Source organism: Bradyrhizobium elkanii USDA 76 (assembly GCF_023278185.1).
In the GTDB taxonomy this organism is placed as follows: Bacteria; Pseudomonadota; Alphaproteobacteria; order Rhizobiales; family Xanthobacteraceae; genus Bradyrhizobium; species Bradyrhizobium elkanii.
The window spans coordinates 4,792,571-4,818,405 of the sequence record NZ_CP066356.1; the positions used below are offsets into that span (position 1 = coordinate 4,792,571).

At 65.7% G+C, this 25,835-nt stretch carries 23 protein-coding genes; 15 read left to right on the forward strand and 8 right to left on the reverse strand.

The window, feature by feature from the left end; genetic code table 11:
- Nucleotides 1-255 precede the first annotated feature (255 nt).
- Together JEY66_RS23365 and JEY66_RS23370 are read left to right on the forward strand one after the other, a co-directional pair.
- The gene (locus tag JEY66_RS23365) at nt 256-990 is read left to right on the forward strand and encodes a PopZ family protein (protein WP_018271708.1); all 735 of its coding nucleotides are present in this window, start codon (nt 256-258) and stop codon (nt 988-990) included.
- Between the two features lie 273 nt (nt 991-1,263).
- Nucleotides 1,264-4,131: a valine--tRNA ligase gene (locus JEY66_RS23370; protein ID WP_018271707.1), complete on the forward strand. Its 2,868-nt coding sequence runs from the start codon at nt 1,264-1,266 to the stop codon at nt 4,129-4,131.
- A gap of 18 nt (nt 4,132-4,149) precedes the next feature.
- Here JEY66_RS23370 and JEY66_RS23375 read toward each other — a convergent pair whose 3' ends face one another.
- Complete coding sequence (locus JEY66_RS23375; RefSeq protein ID WP_016843446.1) at nt 4,150-4,755, reverse strand: DNA-3-methyladenine glycosylase; 606 nt, start codon at nt 4,753-4,755, stop codon at nt 4,150-4,152.
- A 213-nt stretch (nt 4,756-4,968) separates the two neighbouring features.
- Between JEY66_RS23375 and lipA the strand changes: the two genes are divergently transcribed.
- From lipA to JEY66_RS23390, 3 genes are all read left to right on the forward strand, one after another.
- Nucleotides 4,969-5,928 (forward strand): lipoyl synthase, encoded by a 960-nt coding sequence (lipA, locus tag JEY66_RS23380; RefSeq protein WP_018271706.1) that lies wholly within the window; start codon nt 4,969-4,971, stop codon nt 5,926-5,928.
- A gap of 90 nt (nt 5,929-6,018) precedes the next feature.
- Nucleotides 6,019-6,558 carry a P-loop NTPase family protein gene (locus JEY66_RS23385; RefSeq protein WP_016843439.1) on the forward strand — a complete coding sequence of 180 codons (540 nt, stop codon included), beginning with the start codon at nt 6,019-6,021 and terminating at the stop codon, nt 6,556-6,558.
- Entirely contained in the window at nt 6,558-7,025 is a 468-nt protein-coding gene (locus JEY66_RS23390; RefSeq protein ID WP_026192784.1) for a type II toxin-antitoxin system RatA family toxin, read from the forward strand. The genes JEY66_RS23385 and JEY66_RS23390 overlap by 1 nt, the downstream gene beginning before the upstream one ends.
- A gap of 86 nt (nt 7,026-7,111) precedes the next feature.
- Here the strand turns inward: JEY66_RS23390 and JEY66_RS23395 are convergent, their stop codons facing one another.
- From JEY66_RS23395 to JEY66_RS23405, 3 genes are all read right to left on the reverse strand, one after another.
- Entirely contained in the window at nt 7,112-7,507 is a 396-nt protein-coding gene (locus tag JEY66_RS23395; protein ID WP_016843437.1) for a BA14K family protein, read from the reverse strand.
- A gap of 171 nt (nt 7,508-7,678) precedes the next feature.
- Complete coding sequence (locus tag JEY66_RS23400; protein WP_018271705.1) at nt 7,679-8,278, reverse strand: CinA family protein; 600 nt, start codon at nt 8,276-8,278, stop codon at nt 7,679-7,681.
- Between the two features lies 1 nt (nt 8,279).
- Nucleotides 8,280-9,506: a bifunctional 2-C-methyl-D-erythritol 4-phosphate cytidylyltransferase/2-C-methyl-D-erythritol 2,4-cyclodiphosphate synthase gene (locus JEY66_RS23405; RefSeq protein WP_018271704.1), complete on the reverse strand. Its 1,227-nt coding sequence runs from the start codon at nt 9,504-9,506 to the stop codon at nt 8,280-8,282.
- Nucleotides 9,507-9,791: 285 nt separating this feature from the next.
- On the opposite strand from JEY66_RS23405, the gene dusB reads away from it, so the two are divergent.
- From dusB to mgtE, 8 genes are all read left to right on the forward strand, one after another.
- Nucleotides 9,792-10,793 (forward strand): tRNA dihydrouridine synthase DusB, encoded by a 1,002-nt coding sequence (gene dusB / locus JEY66_RS23410; RefSeq protein ID WP_018271703.1) that lies wholly within the window; start codon nt 9,792-9,794, stop codon nt 10,791-10,793.
- On the forward strand, nt 10,790-11,965 hold the full coding sequence (locus tag JEY66_RS23415; RefSeq protein WP_026192783.1) for a two-component system sensor histidine kinase NtrB: 1,176 nt from the start codon (nt 10,790-10,792) through the stop codon (nt 11,963-11,965). Before dusB ends, JEY66_RS23415 begins: the two co-directional genes overlap by 4 nt.
- A gap of 9 nt (nt 11,966-11,974) precedes the next feature.
- On the forward strand, nt 11,975-13,417 hold the full coding sequence (ntrC, locus tag JEY66_RS23420; protein ID WP_016840705.1) for a nitrogen regulation protein NR(I): 1,443 nt from the start codon (nt 11,975-11,977) through the stop codon (nt 13,415-13,417).
- 178 nt (nt 13,418-13,595) lie between these two features.
- Nucleotides 13,596-16,055 (forward strand): sensor histidine kinase NtrY-like, encoded by a 2,460-nt coding sequence (locus JEY66_RS23425; protein ID WP_018271701.1) that lies wholly within the window; start codon nt 13,596-13,598, stop codon nt 16,053-16,055.
- Nucleotides 16,056-16,072: 17 nt separating this feature from the next.
- Nucleotides 16,073-17,443 carry a nitrogen assimilation response regulator NtrX gene (gene ntrX, locus JEY66_RS23430; RefSeq protein ID WP_018271700.1) on the forward strand — a complete coding sequence of 457 codons (1,371 nt, stop codon included), beginning with the start codon at nt 16,073-16,075 and terminating at the stop codon, nt 17,441-17,443.
- Between the two features lie 373 nt (nt 17,444-17,816).
- Entirely contained in the window at nt 17,817-18,065 is a 249-nt protein-coding gene (gene hfq / locus JEY66_RS23435; protein WP_006020546.1) for an RNA chaperone Hfq, read from the forward strand.
- Nucleotides 18,066-18,076: 11 nt separating this feature from the next.
- Complete coding sequence (gene hflX / locus JEY66_RS23440) at nt 18,077-19,471, forward strand: GTPase HflX (protein WP_026192782.1); 1,395 nt, start codon at nt 18,077-18,079, stop codon at nt 19,469-19,471.
- A gap of 153 nt (nt 19,472-19,624) precedes the next feature.
- Entirely contained in the window at nt 19,625-20,995 is a 1,371-nt protein-coding gene (gene mgtE / locus JEY66_RS23445; protein WP_018271698.1) for a magnesium transporter, read from the forward strand.
- A gap of 146 nt (nt 20,996-21,141) precedes the next feature.
- On the opposite strand, the gene mazG is transcribed toward mgtE, so the two are convergent.
- A complete protein-coding gene (mazG, locus tag JEY66_RS23450; protein WP_018271697.1) occupies nt 21,142-21,987 on the reverse strand; it encodes a nucleoside triphosphate pyrophosphohydrolase in 846 nt (281 codons plus the stop codon).
- 128 nt (nt 21,988-22,115) lie between these two features.
- Between mazG and queC the strand changes: the two genes are divergently transcribed.
- On the forward strand, nt 22,116-22,835 hold the full coding sequence (queC, locus tag JEY66_RS23455; RefSeq protein ID WP_016840712.1) for a 7-cyano-7-deazaguanine synthase QueC: 720 nt from the start codon (nt 22,116-22,118) through the stop codon (nt 22,833-22,835).
- Between the two features lie 437 nt (nt 22,836-23,272).
- Here the strand turns inward: queC and JEY66_RS23460 are convergent, their stop codons facing one another.
- Genes JEY66_RS23460 through nthA form a run of 3 tightly spaced genes read right to left on the reverse strand, consistent with a single transcriptional unit; the run spans nt 23,273 to nt 24,935 of the window.
- Entirely contained in the window at nt 23,273-23,650 is a 378-nt protein-coding gene (locus JEY66_RS23460) for a nitrile hydratase accessory protein (protein ID WP_016840714.1), read from the reverse strand.
- Nucleotides 23,650-24,309, reverse strand: coding sequence for a nitrile hydratase subunit beta (nthB, locus tag JEY66_RS23465; protein WP_016840716.1), 660 nt, complete (start codon nt 24,307-24,309; stop codon nt 23,650-23,652). Before nthB ends, JEY66_RS23460 begins: the two co-directional genes overlap by 1 nt.
- A complete protein-coding gene (gene nthA, locus JEY66_RS23470; protein WP_018271696.1) occupies nt 24,306-24,935 on the reverse strand; it encodes a nitrile hydratase subunit alpha in 630 nt (209 codons plus the stop codon). Before nthA ends, nthB begins: the two co-directional genes overlap by 4 nt.
- Before the next feature lie 74 nt (nt 24,936-25,009).
- Here nthA and JEY66_RS23475 point away from each other — a divergent pair, with 74 nt between their 5' ends.
- The gene (locus JEY66_RS23475; protein WP_018271695.1) at nt 25,010-25,816 is read left to right on the forward strand and encodes an enoyl-CoA hydratase/isomerase family protein; all 807 of its coding nucleotides are present in this window, start codon (nt 25,010-25,012) and stop codon (nt 25,814-25,816) included.
- Nucleotides 25,817-25,835 lie beyond the last annotated feature (19 nt).

The window sequence follows — 25,835 nt, forward strand, 5'->3', positions numbered from 1 at the left end:
TGCATTCGATAATTGGCCTGACATACCGTTTTGTCGGGCAGCAAGGCGATTCGCGGCGCGCCGGCGTAGCGTGATGACAGGTGCGACGCCACCTGTGATCACGCTGCATTGGGCGACACGAAGCTTGCGCAAAGCCTCGGGCGGGCTTGATCTGGGGACAAGTCGGGCGGGAGCAATGAAAATCTCCGCCCGCATCATCGGAACCGGCGAATCCTCTCGGGCTTGATGTAAAATCGTTTCGATGTGGAGTCGGAGATGACGCAACCTGCGAAGGTCCAAGAGCCCTCGATGGAGGAGATCCTGGCGTCGATCCGTCGCATCATTGCCGACGACGAGGCGAAGCCGGCCGCGGCCGAGAAGCCTGCGGCCGCCGCTGCAGCGCCGGCGCCGAAGGTCGAGCCAGCACCAGCAGCCAAGCCCGCGATGAAGAGCCCGCCGCCCGCAGCGCCATCGGCCGCGAAGGCCGCCGCGCCCGCGCCGAAATCGCCGCCGCCTGCGCCGGCACCGGCGGCCAGCAACAGTCAGGACGACATCGACTCGCTGCTCGCCAGCCTCGACGAGGCGACGCCCGCGGCCGAGATCAGGCCGTCGCCGCAGCCCGCAGCCCAGCCCGAAGCCGACGTGTTCGAACTCACCGACGAGATGGCACTGCCGGACCCGGCGGCCGCGCCGTCGTTCCGCAAGGTCGAGCCGCAGGACGACGTCGAGTTCACGGAAGCGCGGAGCCGGGCGCCGGAACCGGCCCGGGAGCCGCCGGCGATCGAGACCGCGCCCATGCAGCAGATCATCTCGGGAACCACGATGCGGGCCGTCGAGTCGGCCTTCAACTCGCTGGCCAACACCGTGCTGAGCAACAATGCGCGGACGCTTGAGGATCTGGTCAAGGAGATGCTGCGGCCGATGCTGAAGTCCTGGCTGGACGACAATCTGCCCGGGCTGGTCGAGCGGATCGTCAAGGCCGAGATCGAGCGAGTATCCCGCGGGCGTTAGCTCCGCCGCGGGCGCTAGCACCGCAGTCGGCGCGAGGCTGGCTCCCGCCGTTGGGCCTGGCAGCCCTCATTCAGCTCACCAAATGTCCCACAGCTTCGGTCTGACAAAATCAGAACCGATACCCCAGCTTGCTGTTTTGACGCGTTTTCTTCACGCGAGCCGGTGTCCACGTCGCTCGAAAACGCCCTAAACGCCGATTTGACGTGCCGGTCCGGTTGACTTGGTGCGCTCCGGCGGCTTTCTAGCCCTTTCCATGGTCCACAGCGCATTGTCATGATCGAGAAAAACTACCAGCCCGCCGATATCGAGCACCGCATGGCCCAAATCTGGGAGGAGAGCGGTGCGTTCAAGGCCGGCCGACCTGAACGCAAGGACGCCGCGCCTTTCACCATCGTGATCCCGCCGCCGAACGTGACCGGCTCGCTGCACATGGGCCACGCGCTCAACAACACGCTGCAGGACATCCTGTGCCGCTTCGAGCGGATGCGCGGCCGCGACGTGCTGTGGCAGCCCGGCACCGATCACGCCGGCATCGCCACCCAGATGGTGGTCGAGCGTCAGCTGATGGAACGGCAGGAGCCGGGCCGGCGCGACATGGGCCGCGCCAAATTCCTTGAGCGGGTCTGGCAGTGGAAGGCCGAGAGCGGCGGCACCATCGTCAACCAGCTCAAGCGTCTCGGCGCCTCCTGCGACTGGTCGCGCGAGCGTTTCACCATGGACGAGGGCCTGTCGCGCGCGGTCGTCAAGGTGTTCGTCGAGCTGCATCGCGATGGCCTGATCTACAAGGACAAGCGCCTGGTCAATTGGGACCCGAAGCTGCTTACCGCGATCTCCGATCTCGAAGTGCAGCAGGTCGAGGTCAGGGGTCATCTCTGGTATCTGCGCTATCCGATCGAGGGCCGCAGCTTCAGCCCAGACGATCCCAAGTCGTTCATCGTGGTCGCGACGACGCGCCCCGAAACCATGCTCGGTGACACCGGGGTCGCGGTGCATCCGGACGACGAGCGCTACACCGATCTGATCGGCCGGCACGTCATCCTGCCGCTGGTTGGCCGCAAGATTCCGATCGTCGGCGACGACGTTGCCGATCCTGAGAAGGGCTCGGGGGCCGTCAAGGTGACGCCGGCACACGACTTCACCGACTTCGAGATCGGCAAGCGCCACGGCCTGCCGCAGATCAGCGTGCTCGACCAGGAGGGCAGCCTCAGCCTCAACGGCAACGAGGACTATCTGCGCGGCCTGCCGGCCGGCGCCACCGAATTCGCGGAAGAGTTTCACGGCATCGAGCGCTTCGCCGCACGCAAGAAGATCGTTGCAAGGCTGGAAGAGTTCGGCTTCCTCGAGCGGATCGAGCCCAACACCCACATGGTGCCGCATGGCGACCGCTCCGGCGTCGTGATCGAGCCGTATCTCACCGACCAGTGGTATGTCGACGCCAAGACGCTGGCGCAGCCGGCGATCGCGGCGGTGCGCTCCGGCGAAACGACGTTCGTGCCGAAGAACTGGGAAAAGACCTATTTCGAGTGGATGGAGAACATCCAGCCCTGGTGCATCTCGCGCCAGCTCTGGTGGGGCCATCAGATCCCGGCGTGGTACGGACCCGACGGCAAGGTGTTCGTCGCCGAGACCGAGGAAGAGGCGGTCGGCCACGCGCTCGGCTATTACGTCGAGCAGGAAGTCATCACGCCGGAGCAGGGCCACGACATGGCGGTCGACCCCGCCAAGCGCGAGGGCTTCATCACGCGTGACGAGGACGTGCTCGATACCTGGTTCTCGTCGGCGCTGTGGCCGTTCTCGACGCTGGGCTGGCCGGACGACACCCCGGAGGTCGCGCGCTACTACCCGACCAACACGCTGGTTACCGGCTTCGACATCATCTTCTTCTGGGTCGCCCGCATGATGATGATGGGCCTCCATTTCATGAAGGAGGCGCCGTTCTCGACCGTCTACATCCACCGCCTCGTTCGCGACGAGAAGGGCGCCAAGATGTCGAAGTCGAAGGGCAACGTCATCGACCCGCTCGGCGTGATCGACGAATACGGCGCCGACGCGCTGCGCTTCGCGCTGACCCGCGAGGCGGCGCAAGGCCATGACATCCGCCTGTCGCCGCATCTGGTCGAGACCAACCGCAATTTCGCGACCAAGTTCTGGAACGCCTGCCGCTTCGCCGAGATGAACGAGTGCGTCAAGCCGGACGGTTTCGATCCGAAGGGCGCAAAGGAGACGTTGAACCGCTGGATCGCGCACGAAACCTCGCGCGTCACCCGCGAGGTCACCGAGACGATCGAGGATCATCGCTTCAACGATGCCGCGGCCGCGATCTACCGTTTCGTCTGGAACGTGTTCTGCGACTGGTACCTTGAGCTCGCAAAACCCGTGCTGATGGGCGAGGAGGGTGCGGCCAAGGCCGAGACCCGCGCCATGATCGCGTGGACCCGCGACGAGATCCTCAAGCTGCTGCATCCGTTCATGCCCTTCATCACGGAGGAGCTGTGGGCAGTGACCGCAAAGCGCGACGGCCTGTTGGTGCTGGCGTCCTGGCCGCGCAAGTCGGGCGTGACTGGCGAGCAGCTGGCCGCGATCGCGACCGCCGGTCCGGTGGTCGATCCGATCATTCCGCCGGTCATTGCCGCGCTCGACGCCGACGAGTTCAGCGATCCCGCGGCTGAAGCCGAAATCGGCTGGGTGGTCGATCTCGTCACCGCGATGCGGTCGGTGAAGGCGGAAATGAACATCCCGCCGTCGACGCTGACGCCGCTGGTGATCGCGGGCGCCTCCGCCGAGACGCGGGACCGCGCGCAGCGCTGGAACGACACCATCAAGCGGCTCGCGCGATTGTCGGATATCTCGTTCGCCGATCATCCGCCGGAAGGCGCGGTGCAGCTCCTTGTCCGCGGCGAGGCTGTCGCGCTGCCGCTGAAGGGCGTGATCGATCTCGCGGCTGAACGCACGCGGCTGGAGAAGGAACTCGGCAAGGCCGACGCCGACATCAAGCGGGTCGATGCCAAGCTCGCCAACGAGAAGTTCGTCGCCAACGCGCCGGAAGAGCTCGTCGAGGAAGAGAAGGAAAAGCGCGCGGCAGCAACGGAGCGCCGCGCCAAGATCCTCGAGGCGATCGAACGGTTGAAGAAGGCATCGTAGCGAACGACGTCGTGGCGCTCAAAACCGCTTGCTGAGGAATTTCGATCCCTTCAGCCCGTAGCGCCAGGGCAGGTCGACGGCCTTGGTGATGCCGATCCGCACCCCGGTGATGATTTCGGGCGCTTCGGTCCGCGCATGGAGCGCGATCGGGGCGCGGTCCAGCGGCAATTCGCTGTGCGCGATGGTGATGCCGAGCGCCTCGCAGAGCTTGCCGGGCCCCGAGCACAGCGCGCGCGCGTCCTCCAGCCCGCGCCGCCGGCGCATCGCCGCGAGCCCGTGGGTCGGCTCGAGCGCGCGGATCAGCACGGCGCTGGCGGAGCCCGCTTCTTCGCAGACGAAATTGACGCACCAATGGATGCCGTAGGAGCGGTAGACGTAGGAGAAGCCCGGCGGACCGAACATCACCTGGTTGCGCGGGGTCGGCCCGCGGTAGGAATGCGCTGCCGGGTCGGTGTGATGATAGGCCTCGACCTCGGTGATGATGCCGCCGGCGCCGCCGACCAGGAAGGTCGCGCCGATCAGGTCGGGGGCGACCTCGTGGACGCTGCGATCGAAGAAGGAGCGTTTCAGCGCCTTGCCGAGACGCGGCGCGGTCGCGCGGGTGGATCGGGGTTTTTGAGGCATTTTGAGGTGGGAATCGGCATGGAACGGACCGCAAGACTGCCAATATATGGGCTGGTCTGCTAGGGTCGCGGGGCGGGTTGCGAGCCGCGTCAACACCGATTACCTAAGCCCTTGGTTCGGAGCATGATCTCCAGCGCAAACCCGTTCCGGGTTCGTCGCGGGAAAACCGGCCTCCACTTTTCCGGACTTTGCTCCCGCGACTTGCAGGCATCCATGGTCACCATCGTCGACACCATTTCCACCACTCAGCTCCGCCCGCGGCACCCCGAAAAGGTGAACCGGCCGGATGCCGTGTCGCCGCCGAAGCCGGACTGGATCCGCGTCCGCGCGCCGAACACGCGCGGCTATGCGGATACGCGCCGGATCGTGAAGGAGAACGGCCTCGTCACGGTGTGCGAAGAGGCGGGCTGCCCCAATATCGGTGAGTGCTGGGACAAGAAGCACGCCACCTTCATGATCATGGGCGACACCTGCACGCGCGCCTGCGCGTTCTGCAACGTCAAGACCGGCATGCCCGGCGCGCTCGAGGCGAGCGAGCCGGAATACGTCGCGGAGGCAACCGCCAAGCTCGGGCTCAGTCATGTCGTGGTCACCTCGGTCGACCGCGACGATCTCGCCGACGGCGGCGCCGAGCATTTTGCCGAGACGATCCGTGCCATCCGCGCGCGCTGCCCGACCACCACGATCGAGATCCTGACACCGGACTTCCTGCGCAAGGACGGCGCGCTGGAGCGCGTGGTCGCGGCCAAGCCCGACGTCTTCAACCACAATCTGGAAACCGTGCCGTCGCGCTATCTGACGGTCCGTCCCGGCGCTCGCTATTTCCATTCGATCCGGCTGCTGCAGCGGGTCAAGGAGATCGACCCGACCATCTTCACCAAGTCGGGCATCATGGTCGGCCTCGGCGAGGAACGGCACGAGGTGCTGCAGGTGATGGACGATCTGCGCTCGGCCGAAGTCGATTTCTTGACCATCGGCCAGTATTTGCAGCCGACCCGCAAGCATCACGCCGTGATGCGCTATGTGACGCCGGACGAGTTCGCAGGCTACGAGCGGGTCGCCTATACCAAGGGCTTTTTGATGGTGTCGGCGAGCCCGCTGACGCGCTCGTCGCATCACGCCGGCGAGGATTTCGCCAAACTGCAGGCGGCGCGCACGGCCCGCGGCCGCTAGATTTTTGTAAACGGCGGTACGCCGGCGCCGTCACGCGCCGTTGCTTGACCGAACCTTGACCGAACCTTGACCGAACCTTGGACTGGACCAATGCAGCGCGTTCTGGTGATGGGATCGTCGGGATCCGGCAAGTCGACCTTTGCGCGGCGGCTGTCCGCGATGACAGGGATTCCGACCGTGTCGATCGATGCGCTGTTCTGGAAACCGGGCTGGATCGAGTCGGGCAGGGACGAATTCGAGCGCCGCATGACCGAAGCAGCTCGGGAGCCGCGCTGGATCATGGATGGGAACTACATGAGGCACGGTGCGGGGGAATTGCGCCGGGAGCTCTCCGATACGATCATCTGGTTCGACCTGCCGCGGTCGACCTGCATGCTCGGTATCTTCAGGCGGATTGCCGGGAGCTATGGCCAGGTCCGCCCGGAGATGGCGGAAGGCTGCCCCGAGAAGATCGATCTCGAATTCTTCCGCTACGTCTGGACCTATCGCCAGCAGCAGCGGCCGAAGCTGATCGAGTATCTTGCCGGCTTGCGGCCTGATCAATCGCTGGTGTGCTTCACCGATCGGGCGCAGGCGGATGATTATCTGAAGCGCCTCGCACTCGGGCAAAACCGTGCGAGTATCCACTGATGCCACGATTCTCAAGCAAGCGGCGGGTCCGCCACACCGCACCTCAAATGTTCGATCTGGTCGCCGACGTCGAGCGCTATCCCGAATTCGTGCCGCTGTGCCAGGCGCTCAAGATCCGCCAGCGCACGCCCAAGGACGACGGCACCGAGGTCGTGGTCGCGGACATGACGGTGTCCTTCAAGTTGGTGCGCGAAACGTTCACCAGCAGGGTGACGCTCGACCGCCCTAACCTGAAGATCCTGGTCGAATATCTGCGCGGCCCGTTCAGCAATCTGGAGAATCGCTGGAGTTTTGAGCCGAAGTCGGAAGCCGAATGCGATGTCGGCTTCTTCCTGAACTACGAATTCAAGAGCCGGATGCTGGCAATGCTGATGGGCTCGATGTTCGACGCTGCGTTTTCACGCTTTGCCGCGGCGTTCGAGAAGCGCGCGGATCAGGTCTACGGCAAGCCTCAGCTGTCGACGTAGCGAAGCCGTCCCGTTTGCCTCCCTGGAACGCAAATGCCCGGCACGAGGCCGGGCACGGCGGATGATGCGGGAGAGCGTTCGCCGACTTACGGGCAGGATCGCCGCACGCCGCCGGATGCGATGTAGGTGCCCGAAGCCGGGTCGTAGGTGCGGAAACGCTGGGAGCAATAGGCGTCGTTGTTGGCCTTGGCCTGGCTCGCCGCGATCGCGCCGCCGATGATCGCGCCGGCCGCAAGCCCGCCGATGATCGCCGCGCCGTTAGCACCACGATCGCGATAGTAACCACCGTGGTAGCCGTATCCGCCGCGATAGCCGTAGCGCGGACCACCGTGCCAGTGACGATACTGCACATGCTCGACGGAGACAGGCTCGTGCTGAAATCGCGCGGGAGCGAGCGGTGCTGCCGAGGAAGGCGCAACAGTCGACAGCGTCATGGCGCCAGCGCTGATGGCGGCCACGACCAAAGTTCCCAACTTCATCATTTTCTCCTTGTTGTGGGATTTTGCCGTTGGACGAACAATCGAAACAGCAGAGTTGGAACAACATAAAGCGGCGAAGCCGCGTCACAGTTCCATTCTAAGTGGGCGTCACTGGGCCGCAGTTGACACAAGCCGCTATAAGGTTGGCCGAGGGCGACTCGACTTTGAGACGGCCTATCCGCGCGGCGGCCGGCGGCGTTTCGCAGCGTGGCTCCGCGGCGACCGAGCCACCCTTGGCCGCAACCGGCTGGCGGCCTCGCGACGCGGCTTGGCGGCTTGCGGCGGGCGCGCAAGCTCCATCAGCATGCGCAATGCTTCGACCACGGAGCGCTGCCGCACCGTACTACGGCCGATTGCGCCAAATCGCTGTTCACGATGAACGATGCGGCCGTCGCGCGCCGCGACGGCGAAATGCACCAGGCCGACCGGCTTGCCCGGCGTCGCACCGCCAGGGCCCGCGATGCCGGTGATCGAGACCGCAAGGTCGACGCCGGCCTTTTCCAGCGCGCCGATCGCCATCGCGGTCGCGGTTTCCTTGCTCACCGCGCCGAACGTTTCCAGCGTGGCGGCCTTGACGCCGAGCATGACCCGCTTGGCCTCGTTCGAATAGGTCACGAAGCCGCGGTCGATCACGTCGGAAGAGCCGGGGATGTCGGTGAGCGCACCCGCGACCAGTCCGCCGGTGCAGGATTCGGCGGTCGCGATGGTCAGCTTGCGCATCCGGCACAGGTCGAGCAGCGAGCGGGAGAGGGCACGAGCGTCGCTGCCGCCCATGTCAGGCACTCCTGCCTTTATCGTCCCAGCCTTTATCGTCCCAACCTTTATCGTCCCACGGGAGACGGACCGTGGCGCTCGCGGTTGCCGCGATGCCTTCCTCGCGGCCGGTGAAGCCGAGCCGCTCGCTGGTGGTGGCCTTGACCGCCACGCGCGAGATGTGGACGCCGGAGATCTCCGCGATCTTCGCCCGCATGGTGTCGCGCAACGGCCCGATCTTCGGCCGCTCGCAGATCAACGTCACTTCGAGATTGGCGATCCGTCCGCCACGCGCGGTGACGCGCTCGACCGCGTATTTCAGGAACTGGTCGGAGGAGGCGCCCTTCCACTTGGCGTCGCTCGGCGGGAAATGCGAGCCGATGTCGCCGTCGGCCAGCGCGCCGAGGATCGCGTCGACCAGCGCATGCAGCCCGACATCGCCGTCGGAATGGGCCAGGAATCCCTTCGTGTGCGGCACGCGCACGCCGCAGATCATGACATGGTCACCGTCGCCAAAGGCATGCACGTCGTAGCCGGTGCCGGTTCTGATGTCGCCGAGCTGGCTTGCGAGCCGCGCTTCCTCGCGCACGAAGTCCTCGGGTGTGGTGAGTTTCATGTTGGCAGCATCACCTTCAAACGTCGCAACCGTCAATCCCGCCCACTCGGCAAGCGCCGCATCGTCCGTGAAATCGGAGCGGCCCTCGCGCGCTGCGCGACGATGCGCCTCCAATATTACGTCGAAACGAAAAGCCTGTGGTGTCTGCGCGATCCGCAGGCGCGCGCGCTCCGGCGTCGCCTCGACGTCGCCGGCATCGCCGGTGAGCTTGATCGTGTCGGTGACGGGAATCACGGGGATCGCAGCGCCGGTCCGGCCGGCCGCGGCGATCGCGCGCGAGATCACGGCTGCGGTGACGAAGGGGCGCGCGGCGTCGTGGATCAAAACGATGTCGGGCTTCTCGCTTGCAAGCGCCTCGAGCCCGGCATGGACCGAGGCCTGCCGGGTCGTGCCGCCCGGCGTCGGCGGCCGATGGCGGAGGCCTGCGACCGCTTCATCGAAAAGCGCGGTATCGTCAGGATTGACCACAGGCTGCACCGCAAACACGTCCGGGTGTCCGGAGAACGCCTCCATGGCGCGGTAGATCACCGTCTGTCCGCCGATCGTCCGGTATTGTTTCGGCCCGCCTGCGCCGGCGCGCAGTCCACGGCCGGCTGCGACAAGGATGGCTGCGGTACGCTCAGGCTTCGGCATTTTGAACCAGTGACAGGCGAATCGGGGATGAGGGGAACGGCGAGGATCGCCGCGCACAGCCCTTAGCATGACCGCTGCGCAAAAACAGAGCGTTTGCCGATGACTGTGGGAAAAGCAGATCTTGTTGCAGTGCACTTGTACTGGTGGTAGGAATGTCTAAACCGTAGGCATGAGCCTTGACTGCACAAGAATTGTGCGCAGAATAGACGATGTCAGCCGCAATGGCGTGGTTGACAGAACGACGAGACGGCTGTGACCGGCGTGCAAAGTACTCCTCGTAACCCATTGAAGATCGGCGATATTGCTGTCGCCAACCGGGTTCTCCTCGCGCCCATGTCCGGCATTACCGATGCGCCCTTCCGGCGACTCGCTGCCACTTTGGGCGCCGGCCTGGTGGTCTCCGAGATGACCGCTAGCAACGATCTGGTGAACGGCAAGCCGATGTCGAAGCTGCGTTGCGAGGCAGCCGGGGTCGGGCCGCATGTGGTCCAGCTGGCGGGCTGCGAGACCCACTGGATGGCGGAGGGCGCGCGGATCGCCGAAGGCGCCGGCGCCGACGTCATCGATATCAACATGGGCTGTCCGGCCCGCCACGTGACCGGCGGCCAGTCCGGCTCCGCCCTGATGCGCGACCTCGACCATGCGGTGACCTTGATCGATGCGACGCTGTCGGCGGTCAAGGTGCCGGTGACGCTGAAGATGCGGCTCGGCTGGGATGACCGCTCGCTCAATGCGCCGGAACTGGCGCGCCGCGCCGAGGCCGCCGGCGTGCAGATGATCACCGTGCATGGCCGGACCCGCTGCCAGTTCTACAAGGGCGAGGCGAACTGGAACGCCGTGCGCGCCGTCAAGGACGCCGTCACCGTCCCGGTCGTGGTCAATGGCGACATCACCTCGTTCGACAAGGCTGTCAGCGCGCTCGAGATGTCGGGTGCCGACGCCGTCATGATCGGCCGCGGCGCGCAGGGGCAGCCCTGGCTGCCGGGACAGATCGGCCGCCGCCTGGAGACCGGGATCGCCGAGGCCGCGCCGTCGCTCGCCGAGCAGCTCACGCATATTCGCGCGCTCTATGACGAGGTTTGCAGCCACTATGGCCTGCGCATCGGGCTCAAGCATGCACGCAAGCATCTCGGCTGGGCGCTGGAGGCTGCCGCGGCCTATAGCTGCGCGCCGGCCGCGACATTGAAGGCCTGGCGGCAGGCGATCCTGACCGCAGAAGAGCCGTCCAGCGTGCATCGCTCGCTCGCCGACGCCTACGACGATTTTGCCTGGAGTGCTGCCGCATGACGTCAGCCATGGAATTCCGCCGGCCGGTGCCGACTGACGGCGAGGCCATCCTCAATGCGCTGCCCAATCCGGTGCTGCTGGTCGCGCCCGACGGGCGGATCGTCGACGCCAATATCGCGGCCGAATCATTCTTCGAGATCTCGACCCAGTTCCTGCGCCGGCAGTCGCTGAAGGAGTTGGTGCCGTTCGGCAGCCCGCTGCTGGCGCTGATCGAGCAGGTGCGGACGAGCGGCTCGCCGGTCAACGAATACAAGGTCGATCTCGGCACGCCGCGGATCGGCGGCGATCGCCAGGTCGATCTGCACGTCGCGCCGCTGACCGAGCGGCCCGGGCATATCGTGGTGATGCTGCAGGAGCGCACCATCGCCGACAAGATGGATCGGCAGCTCACCCATCGCAGCGCGGCGCGCTCGGTGATCGCGCTGGCGGCGATGCTCGCCCACGAGATCAAGAACCCGCTGTCGGGCATCCGCGGCGCGGCGCAGCTTTTGGAGCAGCAGGCGTCCTCCGAGGACCGGCTCTTGACGCGGTTGATCTGCGACGAGGCGGACCGCATCGTGACGCTGGTCGACCGCATGGAAGTGTTCGGCGACGACCGCCCGGTGGCGCGCGGCCCGGTCAACATCCATTCCGTGCTCGATCATGTGAAGCGCCTGGCGCAGTCCGGCTTTGCCCGCAATGTCCGCTTCATCGAGGACTACGATCCGTCGTTGCCGCCGGTGCTGGCCAACCAGGACCAGCTGATCCAGGTGTTCCTCAACCTCGTCAAGAACGCGGCCGAAGCGGTCGCCGATCTCGGCACCGATGCGGAGATCCAGCTCACCACGGCGTTCCGGCCGGGGGTGCGGCTGTCGGTGCCGGGCAAGAAATCGCGGGTCTCGCTGCCGCTGGAATTCTGCGTCAAGGACAACGGCTCTGGCGTCCCGGAAGACCTGCTGCCGAACCTGTTCGATCCCTTCGTCACCACCAAGCAGACCGGCAGCGGGCTCGGCCTCGCGCTGGTCGCCAAGATCGTCGGCGATCACGGCGGCATCATCGAATGCGAGTCGCAGCCGCGCAAAACCACTTTCCGTGTGCTGATGCCGATGTACAGCGCCGCCAAGCAACTCGACCAGAGCAACCGCGATGACGTTCCGGGTACGTCCTCGCCTGCCTCTCAGGATGCACGATGAGGAACACCAATGCCTGCAGGTAGCATACTTGTCGCCGACGACGACACCGCCATCCGGACCGTTCTGAACCAGGCGCTGTCGCGCGCCGGCTATGAGGTGCGCCTGACCGGCAACGCCGCCACGCTGTGGCGCTGGGTCAGCCAGGGCGAGGGCGATCTCGTCATCACCGACGTCGTGATGCCCGACGAGAACGCGTTCGATCTCTTGCCGCGGATCAAGAAGATGCGGCCGAATTTGCCGGTCATCGTGATGAGTGCGCAGAACACCTTCATGACCGCGATCCGCGCCTCCGAGCGCGGCGCCTACGAATATCTGCCGAAGCCGTTCGACCTGAAGGAGCTGATCACCATCGTCGGCCGCGCGCTGGCCGAGCCGAAGGAGCGGGTCGCCAGTCCCGCCGACGACAGCGAGTTCGATTCGATCCCGCTGGTCGGCCGCTCGCCGGCGATGCAGGAAATCTACCGCGTGCTGGCGCGGCTGATGCAGACCGATCTCACCGTGATGATCTCGGGCGAATCAGGCACCGGCAAGGAGCTGGTCGCGCGTGCGCTGCACGACTATGGGCGGCGCCGCAACGGCCCGTTCGTCGCGGTCAACATGGCGGCGATCCCGCGCGACCTGATCGAATCGGAGCTGTTCGGCCATGAGCGTGGCGCCTTCACAGGCGCCAACACCCGCGCCTCCGGCCGCTTCGAGCAGGCCGAGGGCGGCACGCTGTTCCTCGACGAGATCGGCGACATGCCGATGGAGGCGCAGACCCGGCTGCTCCGCGTGCTGCAGCAGGGCGAATACACCACGGTCGGCGGCCGCACTCCGATCAAGACCGACGTGCGCATCGTCGCCGCCTCCAACAAGGACCTGCGCATCCTGATCCAGCAGGGCCTGTTCCGCGAAGACCTGTTCTTCCGCCTCAATGTGGTGCCGCTGCGGCTGCCGCCGCTGCGCGAGCGCATCGAGGATCTGCCCGACCTGATCAGGCACTTCTTCTCGCTCGCCGAGAAGGACGGCCTGCCGCCGAAGAAGCTCGACGCCCAGGCGCTGGAGCGGCTCAAGCAGCACCGCTGGCCGGGCAACGTCCGCGAGCTGGAAAACCTCGCCCGGCGGCTCGCCGCGCTCTATCCGCAGGACGTCATCACCGCTTCCGTCATCGACGGCGAGCTGGCGCCGCCGGCGGTGACCTCGGGCAGCACGGCGACCGTCGGCGTCGACAATCTCGGCGGCGCGGTCGAGGCCTATCTGTCCTCGCACTTCTCCGGCTTCCCGAACGGCGTGCCGCCGCCGGGCCTCTACCACCGCATCCTCAAGGAGATCGAGATCCCGCTGCTGACCGCCGCCCTGGCGGCGACCCGCGGCAACCAGATCCGGGCCGCCGACCTGCTCGGATTGAACCGCAATACGCTGCGCAAGAAGATCCGCGACCTCGACATCCAGGTCTACCGGAGCGGCGGGTAGAGGTTGACGGGGCCGGCGCGGGCCCCGCTGCCGTTATTGAGTAGTCACAAATGGTTTTGGGGACACGGCGCCGCACCAGGGGTTTGCGCCGCGGAAATGTCGCAATTCGGCAACATTGTGATATGATTGCATCAGTTCGCAATTCCCGCGGGCGATCGCTCTCAGCTCAATTGCCGGTATGACCAGCGCAGAGACCACCGCTTCAACATTACACGCGCCCCCGGCCGAGCCCAATGCAGAGGCGCGGGGCTTCCCGCTGCGGCGCTGGCTGGCGCCGTTTGCCGTGGCCATCGCGCTGCTGTCCGCCTTCCTCACCTTCGTGGTGCTGACCGGCCTGACCCCGATCGAGCCCACGTCCGAGGTGGTCCGCTCCTTCCTGATGATCAATGCCGGCACCATCCTGCTGCTGGTCGGCATCATCGTCCGGGAAGTCTGGCAGATGGTGCAAGCGAGGCGGCGCGGCCGGGCCGCGGCGCGGCTGCATGTCCAGATCGTCGGCCTGTTCTCGGTGATCGCGGTGCTGCCCGCCGTGCTGGTGTCGATCGTGGCCAACGTCACCATCGAGCGCGGCCTCGACCGGCTGTTCTCGGGGCCCACCAAGCAGGTGATCCAGAATTCGCTGACCATCGCCAGCGCCTACATGCAGGAGCACGCCCAGCTCATCAACGGCGACACGCTGGCGATGGCCAATGACCTCGCCCATGCGCGGCCGCTCTACGACCAGGATCGCATGACGTTCCTGCAGCTGATGACGGCCGGCGCCGAGTCGCGCAATCTTCCGGTCGCGGTCCTGATGGACAAGGACGGCAAGATCGTCGCCAGCGCCGAAACCGGCGTTCGCCTGAACTATGAGGCGCCGCCGCCCGATATCCTGAAGGACATCAACGAGACCGAGCCGAAGATCTCGGTCTTTCCGGAAAACTACGTCGCCTCCGTGGTCCGCCTGCGGGCCTATGACGACATGTTCCTGTATGTGGCGCGGCTGCTCGATCCGGCGGTGGTTGCCCAGCTCAAGCAGACCCAGACCAGCGCGGCCGAATATGCCCAGCTCGAGACCCGCAGGCTCGGCATCCAGGTCGCGTTCGCGCTGATGTTCGCGGTGATCGCGCTGACCATCCTGATGGCCTCGGTGCTGATCGGGCTCAACTTCGCCAACGGGCTGGTGTCGCCGATCCGCCAGCTGATGGGCGCGGCGAGCGAGGTCTCGACCGGCAATCTCAATGTCCAGGTGCCCGTCAACAAGTCGGAAAGCGACCTCGCGCTGCTCGGCGAAATCTTCAACAAGATGACGCAGGAGCTGCGCACCCAGCGCAACGAGCTGGTCGATGCCAGCGAAACCATCGACAGCCGCCGCCGTTTCATCGAAGCGGTGCTGTCGTCGGCCTCGGCCGGCATCATCGGGGTCGACGCGTCAGGCACCATCGGCGTCCTCAACCGCTCGGCGGAAAAGCTGATCGGCCACGCCGAGTCGGAGACGCTCGGCCATCCGCTCTCGGACGTGCTGCCCGAGCTCGACGAGATGATGAAGACCGCGCGCGAGGGAACCCAGCGCCTGGTGCAGGGGCAGGTCACGATCCTGCGCGACGGCCATGAGCGCAATCTGTCGGTCCGCGTCTCGGCCGAGCAGACCAGCCAGTCGCGCGACAGCTACATCATCACGCTCGACGACATCACCGAATTGGTGTCGGCGCAGCGCACCTCGGCCTGGGGTGACGTCGCCCGCCGCATCGCCCACGAGATCAAGAATCCGCTGACCCCGATCCAGCTCTCCGCCGAGCGCATCCGCCGCAAGTTCGGCAAGACCATCACCGAGGAGAAGGACAAGTCGATCTTCGAGCAGTGCACCGATACCATCGTTCGCCAGGTCGACGACATCAGGCGGATGGTCGACGAGTTCTCGCGCTTCGCGCGGATGCCGAAGCCGGTGATGGAAGGCGAGGACGTCGCCGACGTGGTGCGTCAAGCGGTGTTCCTGATGAAGGTCGCCCATCCCGATCTCGACATCGAGGCCGACATCAAGCAGTCGCCGCTGCCGGCGCAGTTCGACCGCCGGCTGATCTCGCAGGCGCTGACCAACATCATCAAGAACGCCACCGAGGCGATCGAGCAGGTGCCGCGCGAGGAACTCGGCAAGGGCCGCATCGACGTCGTGGCGCAGCGCGAGAACGACGACATCCTGATCGACGTCGTCGATAACGGCATCGGCCTGCCCAAGGTCGCCCGTGCGCGCCTGCTCGAGCCCTATGTCACGACGCGGGCGAAGGGCACCGGCCTCGGCCTGGCGATCGTCGGCCGCGTTCTGGAGGACCATGGCGGCCGCATCGAGCTCAAGGATGCCTCCGATTTCCGCGACGGCCAGCGCGGCGCCTGGATGCGGCTGCGCTTTGCCGTCACGGGCCAGGCGGCCAAGCCGGAGAGCAAGCCCGCAAGCAAGGACCAAAAACCGGACGTCAAACCGGACAAGACCGAACCGGACAGTGAAAAAAATCCGCCGGAGGAGCCGACCAACAGCCCGGCACAAGCGACCAACAATGAACCAAAAATCCAAGAACCGATCCAAGATCCCGCTGATCAAGGGCCAAATAATCAAGAGCCAAATGCGCAACAGCCAAAATTCAAAGCCGCGACGAGCGACTGACAACGCAGGTGTAACCCATGGCAAGTGACATTCTGATTGTCGACGACGAAGCTGACATTCGCGACCTCGTTGCGGGGATTCTGGACGATGAGGGCTTTTCCACGCGCACCGCGCGCGACAGCGATTCGGCGCTTGCCGAGATCGCCAACCGCCGGCCCAACCTGGTCTTCCTCGACATCTGGCTGCAGGGCTCCAAGCTCGATGGCCTGCAGCTGCTCGAGCAGATCAAGAAGGACAATGCCGATCTGCCCGTCGTGATGATCTCGGGCCACGGCAACATCGAGACCGCGGTCGCCGCGATCAAGCGCGGCGCCTACGACTTCATCGAGAAGCCGTTCAAGTCGGACCGGCTGATCCTGGTCGCGACCCGGGCGCTGGAAACCTCGCGGCTCCGCCGCGAGGTGAAGGAGCTCAAGCAACTGGCGCCTGCGGCGAGCGTCCTGACCGGCCGCTCGGCCTGCATGAACCAGCTGCGCCAGACCATCGACCGCGCCGCCAAGGCCAACAGCCGCATCCTGATCGTCGGTCCTTCCGGCGCCGGCAAGGAGCTTGCCGCGCGCACGCTGCACCATGCCTCCGGGCGCGCCGAAGGGCCGTTCGTGGTGATCAATGCGGCCGCGATCACGCCGGAGCGGATGGAGATCGAGCTGTTCGGCATCGAGGGATCGAACGGCGAACAGCAGCGCAAGGCCGGCGCCCTCGAGGAGGCGCATGGCGGCACGCTGTTCATCGACGAGATCGCGGACATGCCGCGCGAGACCCAGAACAAGATTCTGCGCGTGCTGGTCGATCAGACCTTCCAGCGCCAGGGCGGCACCAGCAAGGTCCATGTCGACGTCCGCATCATCTCCTCGACCGCGCGCAATCTCGAGGAGGAGATCGCCGCAGGCCGTTTCCGCGAGGACCTCTATCATCGCCTCTCGGTGGTGCCGATCCGGGTGCCGCCGCTGTCGGAGCGTCGCGAGGACATCCCCGAGCTGATCGACTATTTCATGGACCAGATCTCGGCCGCCACCGGCCTGCCGAAGCGGCAGATCGGGCAGGACGCGATGGCCGTGCTGCAGTCGCATGTCTGGCCGGGCAACGTCCGCCAGCTCCGCAACAATGTCGAGCGCGTGATGATCCTGGCCGGCGGCGGGCCGGAGGCGATCATCACCGCCGACATGCTGCCGCAGGACGTCGGCTCGATGGTGCCGGCGATGCCGACCTCCAACAATGGCGAGCACATCATGGGGTTGCCGTTGCGCGAGGCGCGCGAGGTGTTCGAGCGCGACTATCTGATCGCCCAGATCAGCCGCTTCTCCGGCAATATCTCGCGAACCGCGGAGTTCGTCGGCATGGAGCGCTCGGCGCTGCACCGCAAGCTGAAGGCGCTCGGGGTCGGCTGACCCCGGCGCGGCAGGCCGGCAGACCGCCGGCGGCTCGGAGCGAACCCCGGCGGTCACCGCCGGGGAGCCGGTAGATGGCTCTCGGGAGCAGTTTGGATCGATCGGCGGGGCGAGGGGAGGGCCGGTACAACCGGGGATTTATCCACTCTCCACGAGAATATTCGTCTCTTTCCCCGCACTTTCTTAGAATTGCCACCGTGTTCCTACCGACTGCACCGCGAACTGGCTTGCCTAAAAACCGCGCGTAGCCTCTAATCCTACCGCTATGCCTGCCGGAGGGGGATCTCGTGGCAGGTGGGCAGCCGGAGGAGGCTCCGTCAGAGAGCAGCAACCGGTTCAATAAAAAGAAGCACAAGCTTGCGGGACAAAAACAATGGCGGCAGACCGCGCACAAAATCTACAAGACACCTTCCTTAATCACGTTCGTAAAACCAAGACGCCACTGACGATATTTCTGGTCAACGGAGTAAAGCTGCAGGGCATTGTCACATGGTTCGACAATTTCTGCTTGCTGCTGCGGCGCGACGGCCACTCGCAGCTTGTCTACAAGCACGCGATCTCGACCATCATGCCCGGAGCTCCGATTCAGCTGTTCGAAGGTGGTGAGGACGCACCGGCTTGAGAGTGAACTGATTGGAACCCTTCAATCGTGAAGGGGGCGCCGACCGGACCAAGTCTAGGCCCGGGTCGGCAGGGAGCGGCAGCACCGGGCGGGTGATCGTCATCGGCCCGTACCTGCGCACGCGCCGTGGCGACGGCGATGCGCAAACGGATTCCTCTGTCCGCGACTATGAAGCGCGGATCGAGGAAGCCGCCGGCCTCGCCGGTGCGATCGACCTCACTGTGGTGGACTCCGTCATCGCGCCGATCAGCCAGATCCGGCCCGCCACCTATCTCGGCAAGGGCAAGGTCGAGGAGATCAACGGGCTCGTCGCCAGTAACGAGGTCGAGCTCGTGGTGATGGATTGCGCGCTGTCGCCGATCCAGCAGCGCAATCTCGAGAAGGCCTGGAGCACCAAGGTGCTCGACCGCACCGGCCTGATCCTGGAAATCTTCGGCCGCCGCGCCAAGACCAAGGAAGGCGCGCTGCAGGTCGAGCTCGCCCATCTCAACTACCAGCGCAGCCGCCTGGTGCGGTCCTGGACCCATCTCGAGCGCCAGCGCGGCGGCTTCGGCTTCATGGGTGGCCCCGGCGAAACTCAGATCGAGGCTGACCGCCGCCTGATCAGCGAGCGCATCACCAAGCTCGAGGGCGAGTTGAAGAAGGTGCAGGCGACGCGGCGGCTGCATCGCGCCGGCCGCCAGCGCGTGCCGTATCGCGTGGTGGCGCTGGTCGGCTACACCAATGCCGGCAAATCGACGCTGTTCAACCGCCTGACCCGCGCCGACGTGCAGGCCGCGGACATGCTGTTTGCGACGCTCGACCCGACCCTGCGCGCGCTCAACCTGCCGCATGGCGGCAAGGCGATGCTGTCGGACACGGTCGGCTTCATCTCCAATCTGCCGACCCAGCTGGTGGCCGCGTTCCGCGCCACGCTGGAAGAGGTGCTGGAAGCCGATATCATCCTGCATGTCCGCGACATCTCCCACGAGGATGCGGAGGCGCAGGAGCGCGACGTCGAGGCGGTGTTGCGCCAGCTCGGCATCGACCCCGACGCCGACGGCGGCCAGCGTATCATTGAGGTCTGGAACAAGATCGACCGCTTCGATCCCGTGGAGCGGGACAATTTGCGCAATATCGCCGCGCGCCGTCCGCCGGAGCGGCCATGCTTCCTGGTTTCGGCCGCAACAGGCGAGGGGATCGATGCGCTGCTCGCCGCCATCGAGGATCGCCTCGCGGCCAGGCGCTCGACGCTCAATCTCTCGATCGACGCCTCCGATGGCGCCGGCATCAGCTGGCTGCACCGCAATGCCGAGGTCCTGAACAAGGAGCTGCATGGCGAGCGCTTCGACATGACGGTGCGCGTCGACGAGACCAAGCGCGACATCGTGATGAGCCGGTTCGCGGCCGTTCCCCACGAGGCGTAAGCCCTCGCATCCGGTCCCTGCAATCTTCCGAAATATGACGATGCCGTGACGTTGCGGGCGCCGATGCGCCTGCGACGCGGCGTCGCACTTTCTGTTTGAAATCCGTGCCGCCTTGGTTCATTGCGCTGCAGAACGCAAAGCCGAGGCGGATCGATGCAGGACACCAGCGAAACCATCACGAAAGCGAGGCTCGCCGGCCAGAACGGTGATCTTGCCCAGGAGCGGGCGCCCGAAATCGTCGAGGCGCTCAACGCCCGGGAGCCCGCGGATGCCGCCAAGCTGCTGCGCTCGCTGCCGGCCGAGAAGGCGATCGAGGTGCTCGACCTGCCCGGGCTCGACAACACCTGCGAGATCCTCGCCGAGCTGCCGAAAGACACCGCGGTCTCGCTGCTGTCGGGCGTCTCCGACGACCGTGCCGCCGATATCTTCAAGGAGCTGGTCGAGCCGCTGCGCACCACGCTGTTGAACGGGCTCAATCCGGAGACCCGCAACGTTATCTCCGGGCTATTGGCCTATCCCGAGCGCAGCGCCGGCAGCATCATGACGACCGAATTCGTCAGCGTGCCCTCGAGCTGGACCATCGCCGAGGTCCTGCATCACATCCGGATGGTCGAGCGCACCCGCGAGACCGTCTACTCGATCTTCGTGATCGACCCGGTCAAGAAGACCCTGATCCAGGCCGTGCCGCTGCGCCGCCTGATCTCGGCCGATCCGCACGCCAATGTGCTGACCGCGGCGCCGGCGCGGAAGCCGCTGATGATCGCACCCGAGGCCGACCGCATGGAGGCCGCGCGGCTGATCTCGCGCTACGATCTGCTCGCCGTCGCGGTCGTCGACGGTCCCGGCCATATCCTCGGCATCGTCACGGTCGACGACGTCATCGACGCGATCGTCGAGGAATCGACCGAGGACGCCCAGAAGTTCGGCGGCATGGAAGCGATCGACGAGCCGTATCTGCGGATCGGTTTCGGCGAGATGATCAAGAAGCGCGCCGGCTGGCTGTGCGCGCTGTTCCTGTCGGAAATGCTGACCGCGACCGCGATGCAGTCGTACCAGAGCGAGCTCGAGAGGGCGATCGTCCTGACGCTCTTCATCCCGTTGATCATGAGCTCAGGCGGCAATTCCGGCTCACAGGCAACCTCGCTCCTGATCCGCTCGCTGGCGCTGCACGAGGTGCGGCTGCGCGACTGGTGGCGTGTCGCCGTGCGCGAACTGCCTACAGGTATCGTGCTCGGCACCATCCTGGGCCTGATCGGCATCATAAGGATCACGCTGTGGCAGACGCTCGGCCTGTTCGATTACGGCCCGCATTGGGCGCTCGTCGCCGCGACCGTCGGTGCCGCACTGATCGGCATCGTCACGTTCGGATCGCTGTGCGGCTCGATGCTGCCGTTCATCCTCAAGCGCATCGGCTTCGACCCGGCCAGCGCGTCCGCGCCATTCGTCGCGACACTGGTCGACGTCACCGGCCTCGTGATCTATTTCGGCGTTGCCGCGGTGATCCTGCGCGGGACGTTGTTGTAGGAGACTGCGTGGGCAGAGCGCTGCGCTGCGTCCACAAACTCACCGTCGTCCCGGCGAAGGCCGGGACCCATAACCACAAGCCGTCGTGATTGAGCCGGTCGCAGTTCCTCATCGCCTGGTATTAGTACCGTCGACTATCCGTTAGATCACGCGGTATGGGTCCCGGCTTTCGCCGGGACGACGGCGGTCTTTGCTTCGTTCCACAACGCGTCCATCTCCTCCAGCGATGCGCTATCGAGCGAACGCCCCTTCGCCGCCAGCGCCTTCTCGATATAGGCAAAGCGCCGCTCGAACTTGACGTTGGTCGCACGCAGCGCGGTTTCCGGATCGGCGTCGACGTGGCGGGCGAGGTTGACCAGCGCGAACATCAGGTCGCCGGTTTCCTCCGCGATCTCCGCCTTGTCGTTGCGGTCGAGCGCGGCCTCGATCTCGTCGGCCTCCTCGCGGATCTTGGCGAGCACGGCGCGCGGGTCGTTCCAGTCGAAGCCGACGGTGGATGCCTTGCGCTGCAGCTCCATTGCGCGCGTCAGGGCAGGCAGGCCCGCCTTCACGCTCGCCAGCAGCGATTTGTGCGCGGTCTCCTCGGGCGGCCGCCGCGCGGCGCGCTCGGCCTTCTCCTCGGCCTTGATCCGTTCCCAGGCGCTCTTGACGCCGGCCGGCTGGATGTTGCCGTCCTTGTCCGCGAAGACGTGCGGGTGACGGCGGATCATCTTGCTGGTGATCGCCTCGACCACATCGCCGAACGCGAACGCGTTCTGCTCCTCAGCCATCCTGGCGTGATAGACCACCTGCAACAGCAGGTCGCCGAGTTCCTCGCGCAAATCGTCGAGATCGCCGCGCGCGATCGCATCCGCAACCTCATAGGCCTCCTCGATCGTGTAGGGCGCGATGGTCTCGAAATTCTGCACGAGGTCCCAAGGGCAGCCGGTCACCGGCGTGCGCAGCGCAGCCATGATCTCGATCAGGCGGGAAATGTCGCGGGAAGGGGTCATGGAGCACCGCTGTATGAGAGGTATGGCCGTTATGCCAAATCGGCCCTGTCGATCCCAGCAAAACACGCCGGAAACACGGCACTGTCCACGGATTGGCTACGGCGCCGCCAGGTGCTAAATCGCGTTCCATGACCGATCAGAACGCTTCCGACACCGCGCTGGTGCTGTTTTCCGGCGGCCAGGATTCCACCACGTGCCTTGCCTGGGCCTTGTCGCGCTTTGCCCGCGTCGAGATGCTCGGCTTCACCTACGGCCAGCGCCACGCGATCGAGCTCGATTGCCGGGACCAACTGCTGGCCGGGATCAAGCGCGTTCGGCCGGAATGGTCTGCGAAACTCGGCGACAGCCACACGCTTGATATCCCGACGCTGTCGGAGATTTCCGACACCGCGCTGACCCGCGACGTCGCAATCGAAATGGGCGCGGACGGCTTGCCGAACACCTTCGTGCCCGGCCGCAACCTCGTGTTCCTCACCTTCGCGGGGGCGCTGGCCTATCGGCGCGGCATCCGCCACATCATCGGCGGCATGTGCGAGACTGACTATTCCGGCTATCCGGATTGCCGCGACGAGACCATCAAGGCATTGCAGTCCGCGCTCAATCTCGGCATGGCCAGGGATTTCGAGCTGCACACGCCGCTGATGTGGCTCGACAAGGCCGCGACCTGGCGGCTTGCGCACGAACTCGGCGGAGCAGGGCTGGTCGACCTGATCCGCGAGCACTCGCACACCTGCTATCTCGGCGAACGCGGCGCGCAGCACGATTGGGGCTATGGCTGCGGCGAATGCCCGGCCTGCAGCCTGCGGGCCAAGGGCTGGCGCGAATATGTTGCGCGGGGTGGCCCGTGACCGTGGGCAGATCGCCGTCCGCAGGGGCGCGCTGCCAAAATATCGAAAACAACCCCATGCAAAGGAGCCGGCGGCTGCCGGCGTTCGACACGGCAACTTGACACGTCGGGCAACTCAGCGATACTTTTCCATTATACAGAAATATGGCAGGGGCGATCCGGTACGCTGCGGCTTCTCGGCTCCAGCAGTCCCGTCTCTGGAATCCGTGCGCGCGGTTCTGTCCCCGTCGTCGTCCCGGCGAAGGCCGCGACCCATACGCCGCGGCAGGCATTGTAGGTAGGACTCGTCGTTCCAGCATCGCGTAACAATTTGCATTTGGGGTCATGGGTCCCGGCCTTCGCCCGGACGACGATGAGGATGAGTTCGCGATTCAAGGCGCCCCACCACGCGATGTCATCACCCGCGCATGCGCATGCAGGTGATCATGGCATTCGAGGCTACCTAAAATCCGCCGCCGTCAGCTCGATCGGCTTGCCGTGCGGGGTGCGGTCGGCGGCGCGGTCCCAGGCGTCGCGGTAGCGGTGCAGTGTCTCATGCGTCGTGACGCCCTTGGCGGCCACGAGGTGCTCGAGGGTTGCCAGCCAATGCTGGTAATAGGTCTCGCCGGTGTCGGGATCGCCGGCAGCCTGCGCGCGCTTGATCTGGTCGGCGAGCGCGGCAGCCCATTCGGTCCAGGTGAACACGCCGCGGTCATGCAGGCTCAACGCCATGGCGAATGCCTGCGCTTCCCAGGGGGCGCGGAATACCGGGCCGTCCTGATCGCGGGGGATGCTGGAGACGGCGCTGGTCGCGCGCGCAGCGGCGCCTGCATCCATCAGACAGCCTCCAGATAGGGCTCGAACGCGTCGATCGAGACCTTGATGGTCGGATCGGAGTCCGGTCCCCACAGCTCGCGTCCGTCGAACACGACGGTGTACAGCCATTGCGGATGTTCGCCGGCGTCGTTGGCGACCGTATCGGGAAATACGTGACAGCCATGATCGCGCTCGACCACCCCGACGTGACCGCGCACGTAGCGCGGCAGCCGCGTGTGGGTGGCGGGATGGATGTTCTTCGCCCGCACCCGATCGCCGGCCTTGAATTTCGCAGGTCCCGGCGCGGCGCGGCCGAACTTGCCGCGCACCATGATGCGCTCGATGTCGGCCACCGAGAACTTGCCGTGCTTGAGCGCTTTCGCCGGCGCGACGGCATGCCCAGCGGCGACGTCGTCGTTCGAGATGAAGCCCTTGTCGAGCAGCAGGGCTTCCAGCCCGAGCAGCCATTTCCTGTAGTAGGAGCTCGACAGATAGACCTGCGGGGGCAGGGTCTCGCGATAGAAGCGCGAGGCGTCGATGTTGAAGGCGCCGGCCGCGCCCATCGCGCGGACCATGGCGAGCACCCGGGATTCCCACTCCTCATGGAACATCGGCTCGTTCGGCTCGGGCTCGACCTTGCCGAACCCATCCATGCCGCCCATGTCGTGGACGCCGTTCATGACGGCGCTCCCGGTTTCTTGGGAAAGCCGGTGCCGATCATGGAATCGCGCGTCACCAGCTCGGCGAGCTGGTCTTCGCTCAAGCCCTCGGTGCCTTCGGGCCGCATCGGCAGCACCAGAAAGCGCGTCTCCGCGGTCGAATCCCAGACCCGGATTTCCGTCTCCTTCGGCAGGCTGACGCCGAAATCGGCGAGCACGCCGCGCGGATCCTTGACGGCGCGCGAACGATACGGCGAGGCCTTGTACCAGACCGGCGGCAGCCCCAGCATTTCCCAAGGGTAGCAGGAGCACAATGTGCAGACGACCATGTTGTGGCGGCCAGGCGTGTTCTCGATCGCGACCAGATGGTCGCCGACCCGGCTGACATGGCCGAGGGTGCCGACAGCCTTGCTGGCGTCCTCGAGCAACGCCTTCTTGAAGGCGGGATCGGTCCAGGCCTTGGCGACGACGCGGGCGCCGTTATGCGGGCCGATCTTGGTCTCGTAGGCCTGCACGATGGCGTCGAGCGCGGCAGCCTCGACATAGCCCTTCTCGGTCAGGATCGATTCCAGCGCACGGACGCGCAGTTCGGTCTCCGACAGTTCGGAATGGTCGTGATCGTGGTGGTGATGATCATGTTCGCTCATGCCCACAGAATAGGCGAAACCGTCGTGCTATGTCGAGGCAGGCAGTACACAAGAATGCGAGCGGGGAGGTATGCGTGGTTGATGATGTGACGATCGAGAAGGGGCTCGGACCGGAGGGACGGATCGCGGTGGTGCGGTTCGACCGCGGCGACGGTATCAACGCGCTGTCGCCGGAGGCGCTGCGGCAGCTGACCGACGCGGCGCGCAGTTTCGAGGACGATGGCGAGACCTCGGTGGTGGTGCTGACCGGCGGCGCCAAATCGTTCAGCGCCGGCTTCGACCTCAAGGATGCCGAAGGGCGTTCGCGCCAGACCATGGACATGGGCGCGCTGCGCCGGCACCTGAAGCTCGGGCCGCGGCTGACGCGCGCCTGGCAGGACATGGAGCAGGTCACGATCGGCGCGATCGAGGGGTTTTGCGTCGGCGGCGGCGTGGCACTCGCGGTCGCGCTGGATTTCCGCGTCATGGCGCGCGACGCGCATATGCGGGTGCCGGAAATCGCGCTCGGCATGAACATGAGCTGGCAGAGCGTGCCGCGCATGCTGCATCTGATGGGACCGGCGCGCACCAAGCAGGCGGTGATCCTGGCCGACGACCGGATCTCGGCCGATGAGGCCTACGAATGGGGCTTGGTGGAGCAGGTGACCGATCCCGGAAGGTCATATGAAGCCGCGATGGCGCTCGCGGCCAAGATCGCCGCCCAGCCGCCGATCTCGGTCGCGATGACCAAGCTGACGGTCAACCGGCTGGCACATGCGCTCGACGATCTCGCCAGCCACATGGACCTCGACCAGTTCGCGCTGGCCAGCCTGACCGAGGATCACAAGGAAGGCGTCGCGGCGTTCCTCGGACGGCGGAGGCCGCGCTTCAAGGGGCGCTGATACGTGTCGTTCAGGAGCC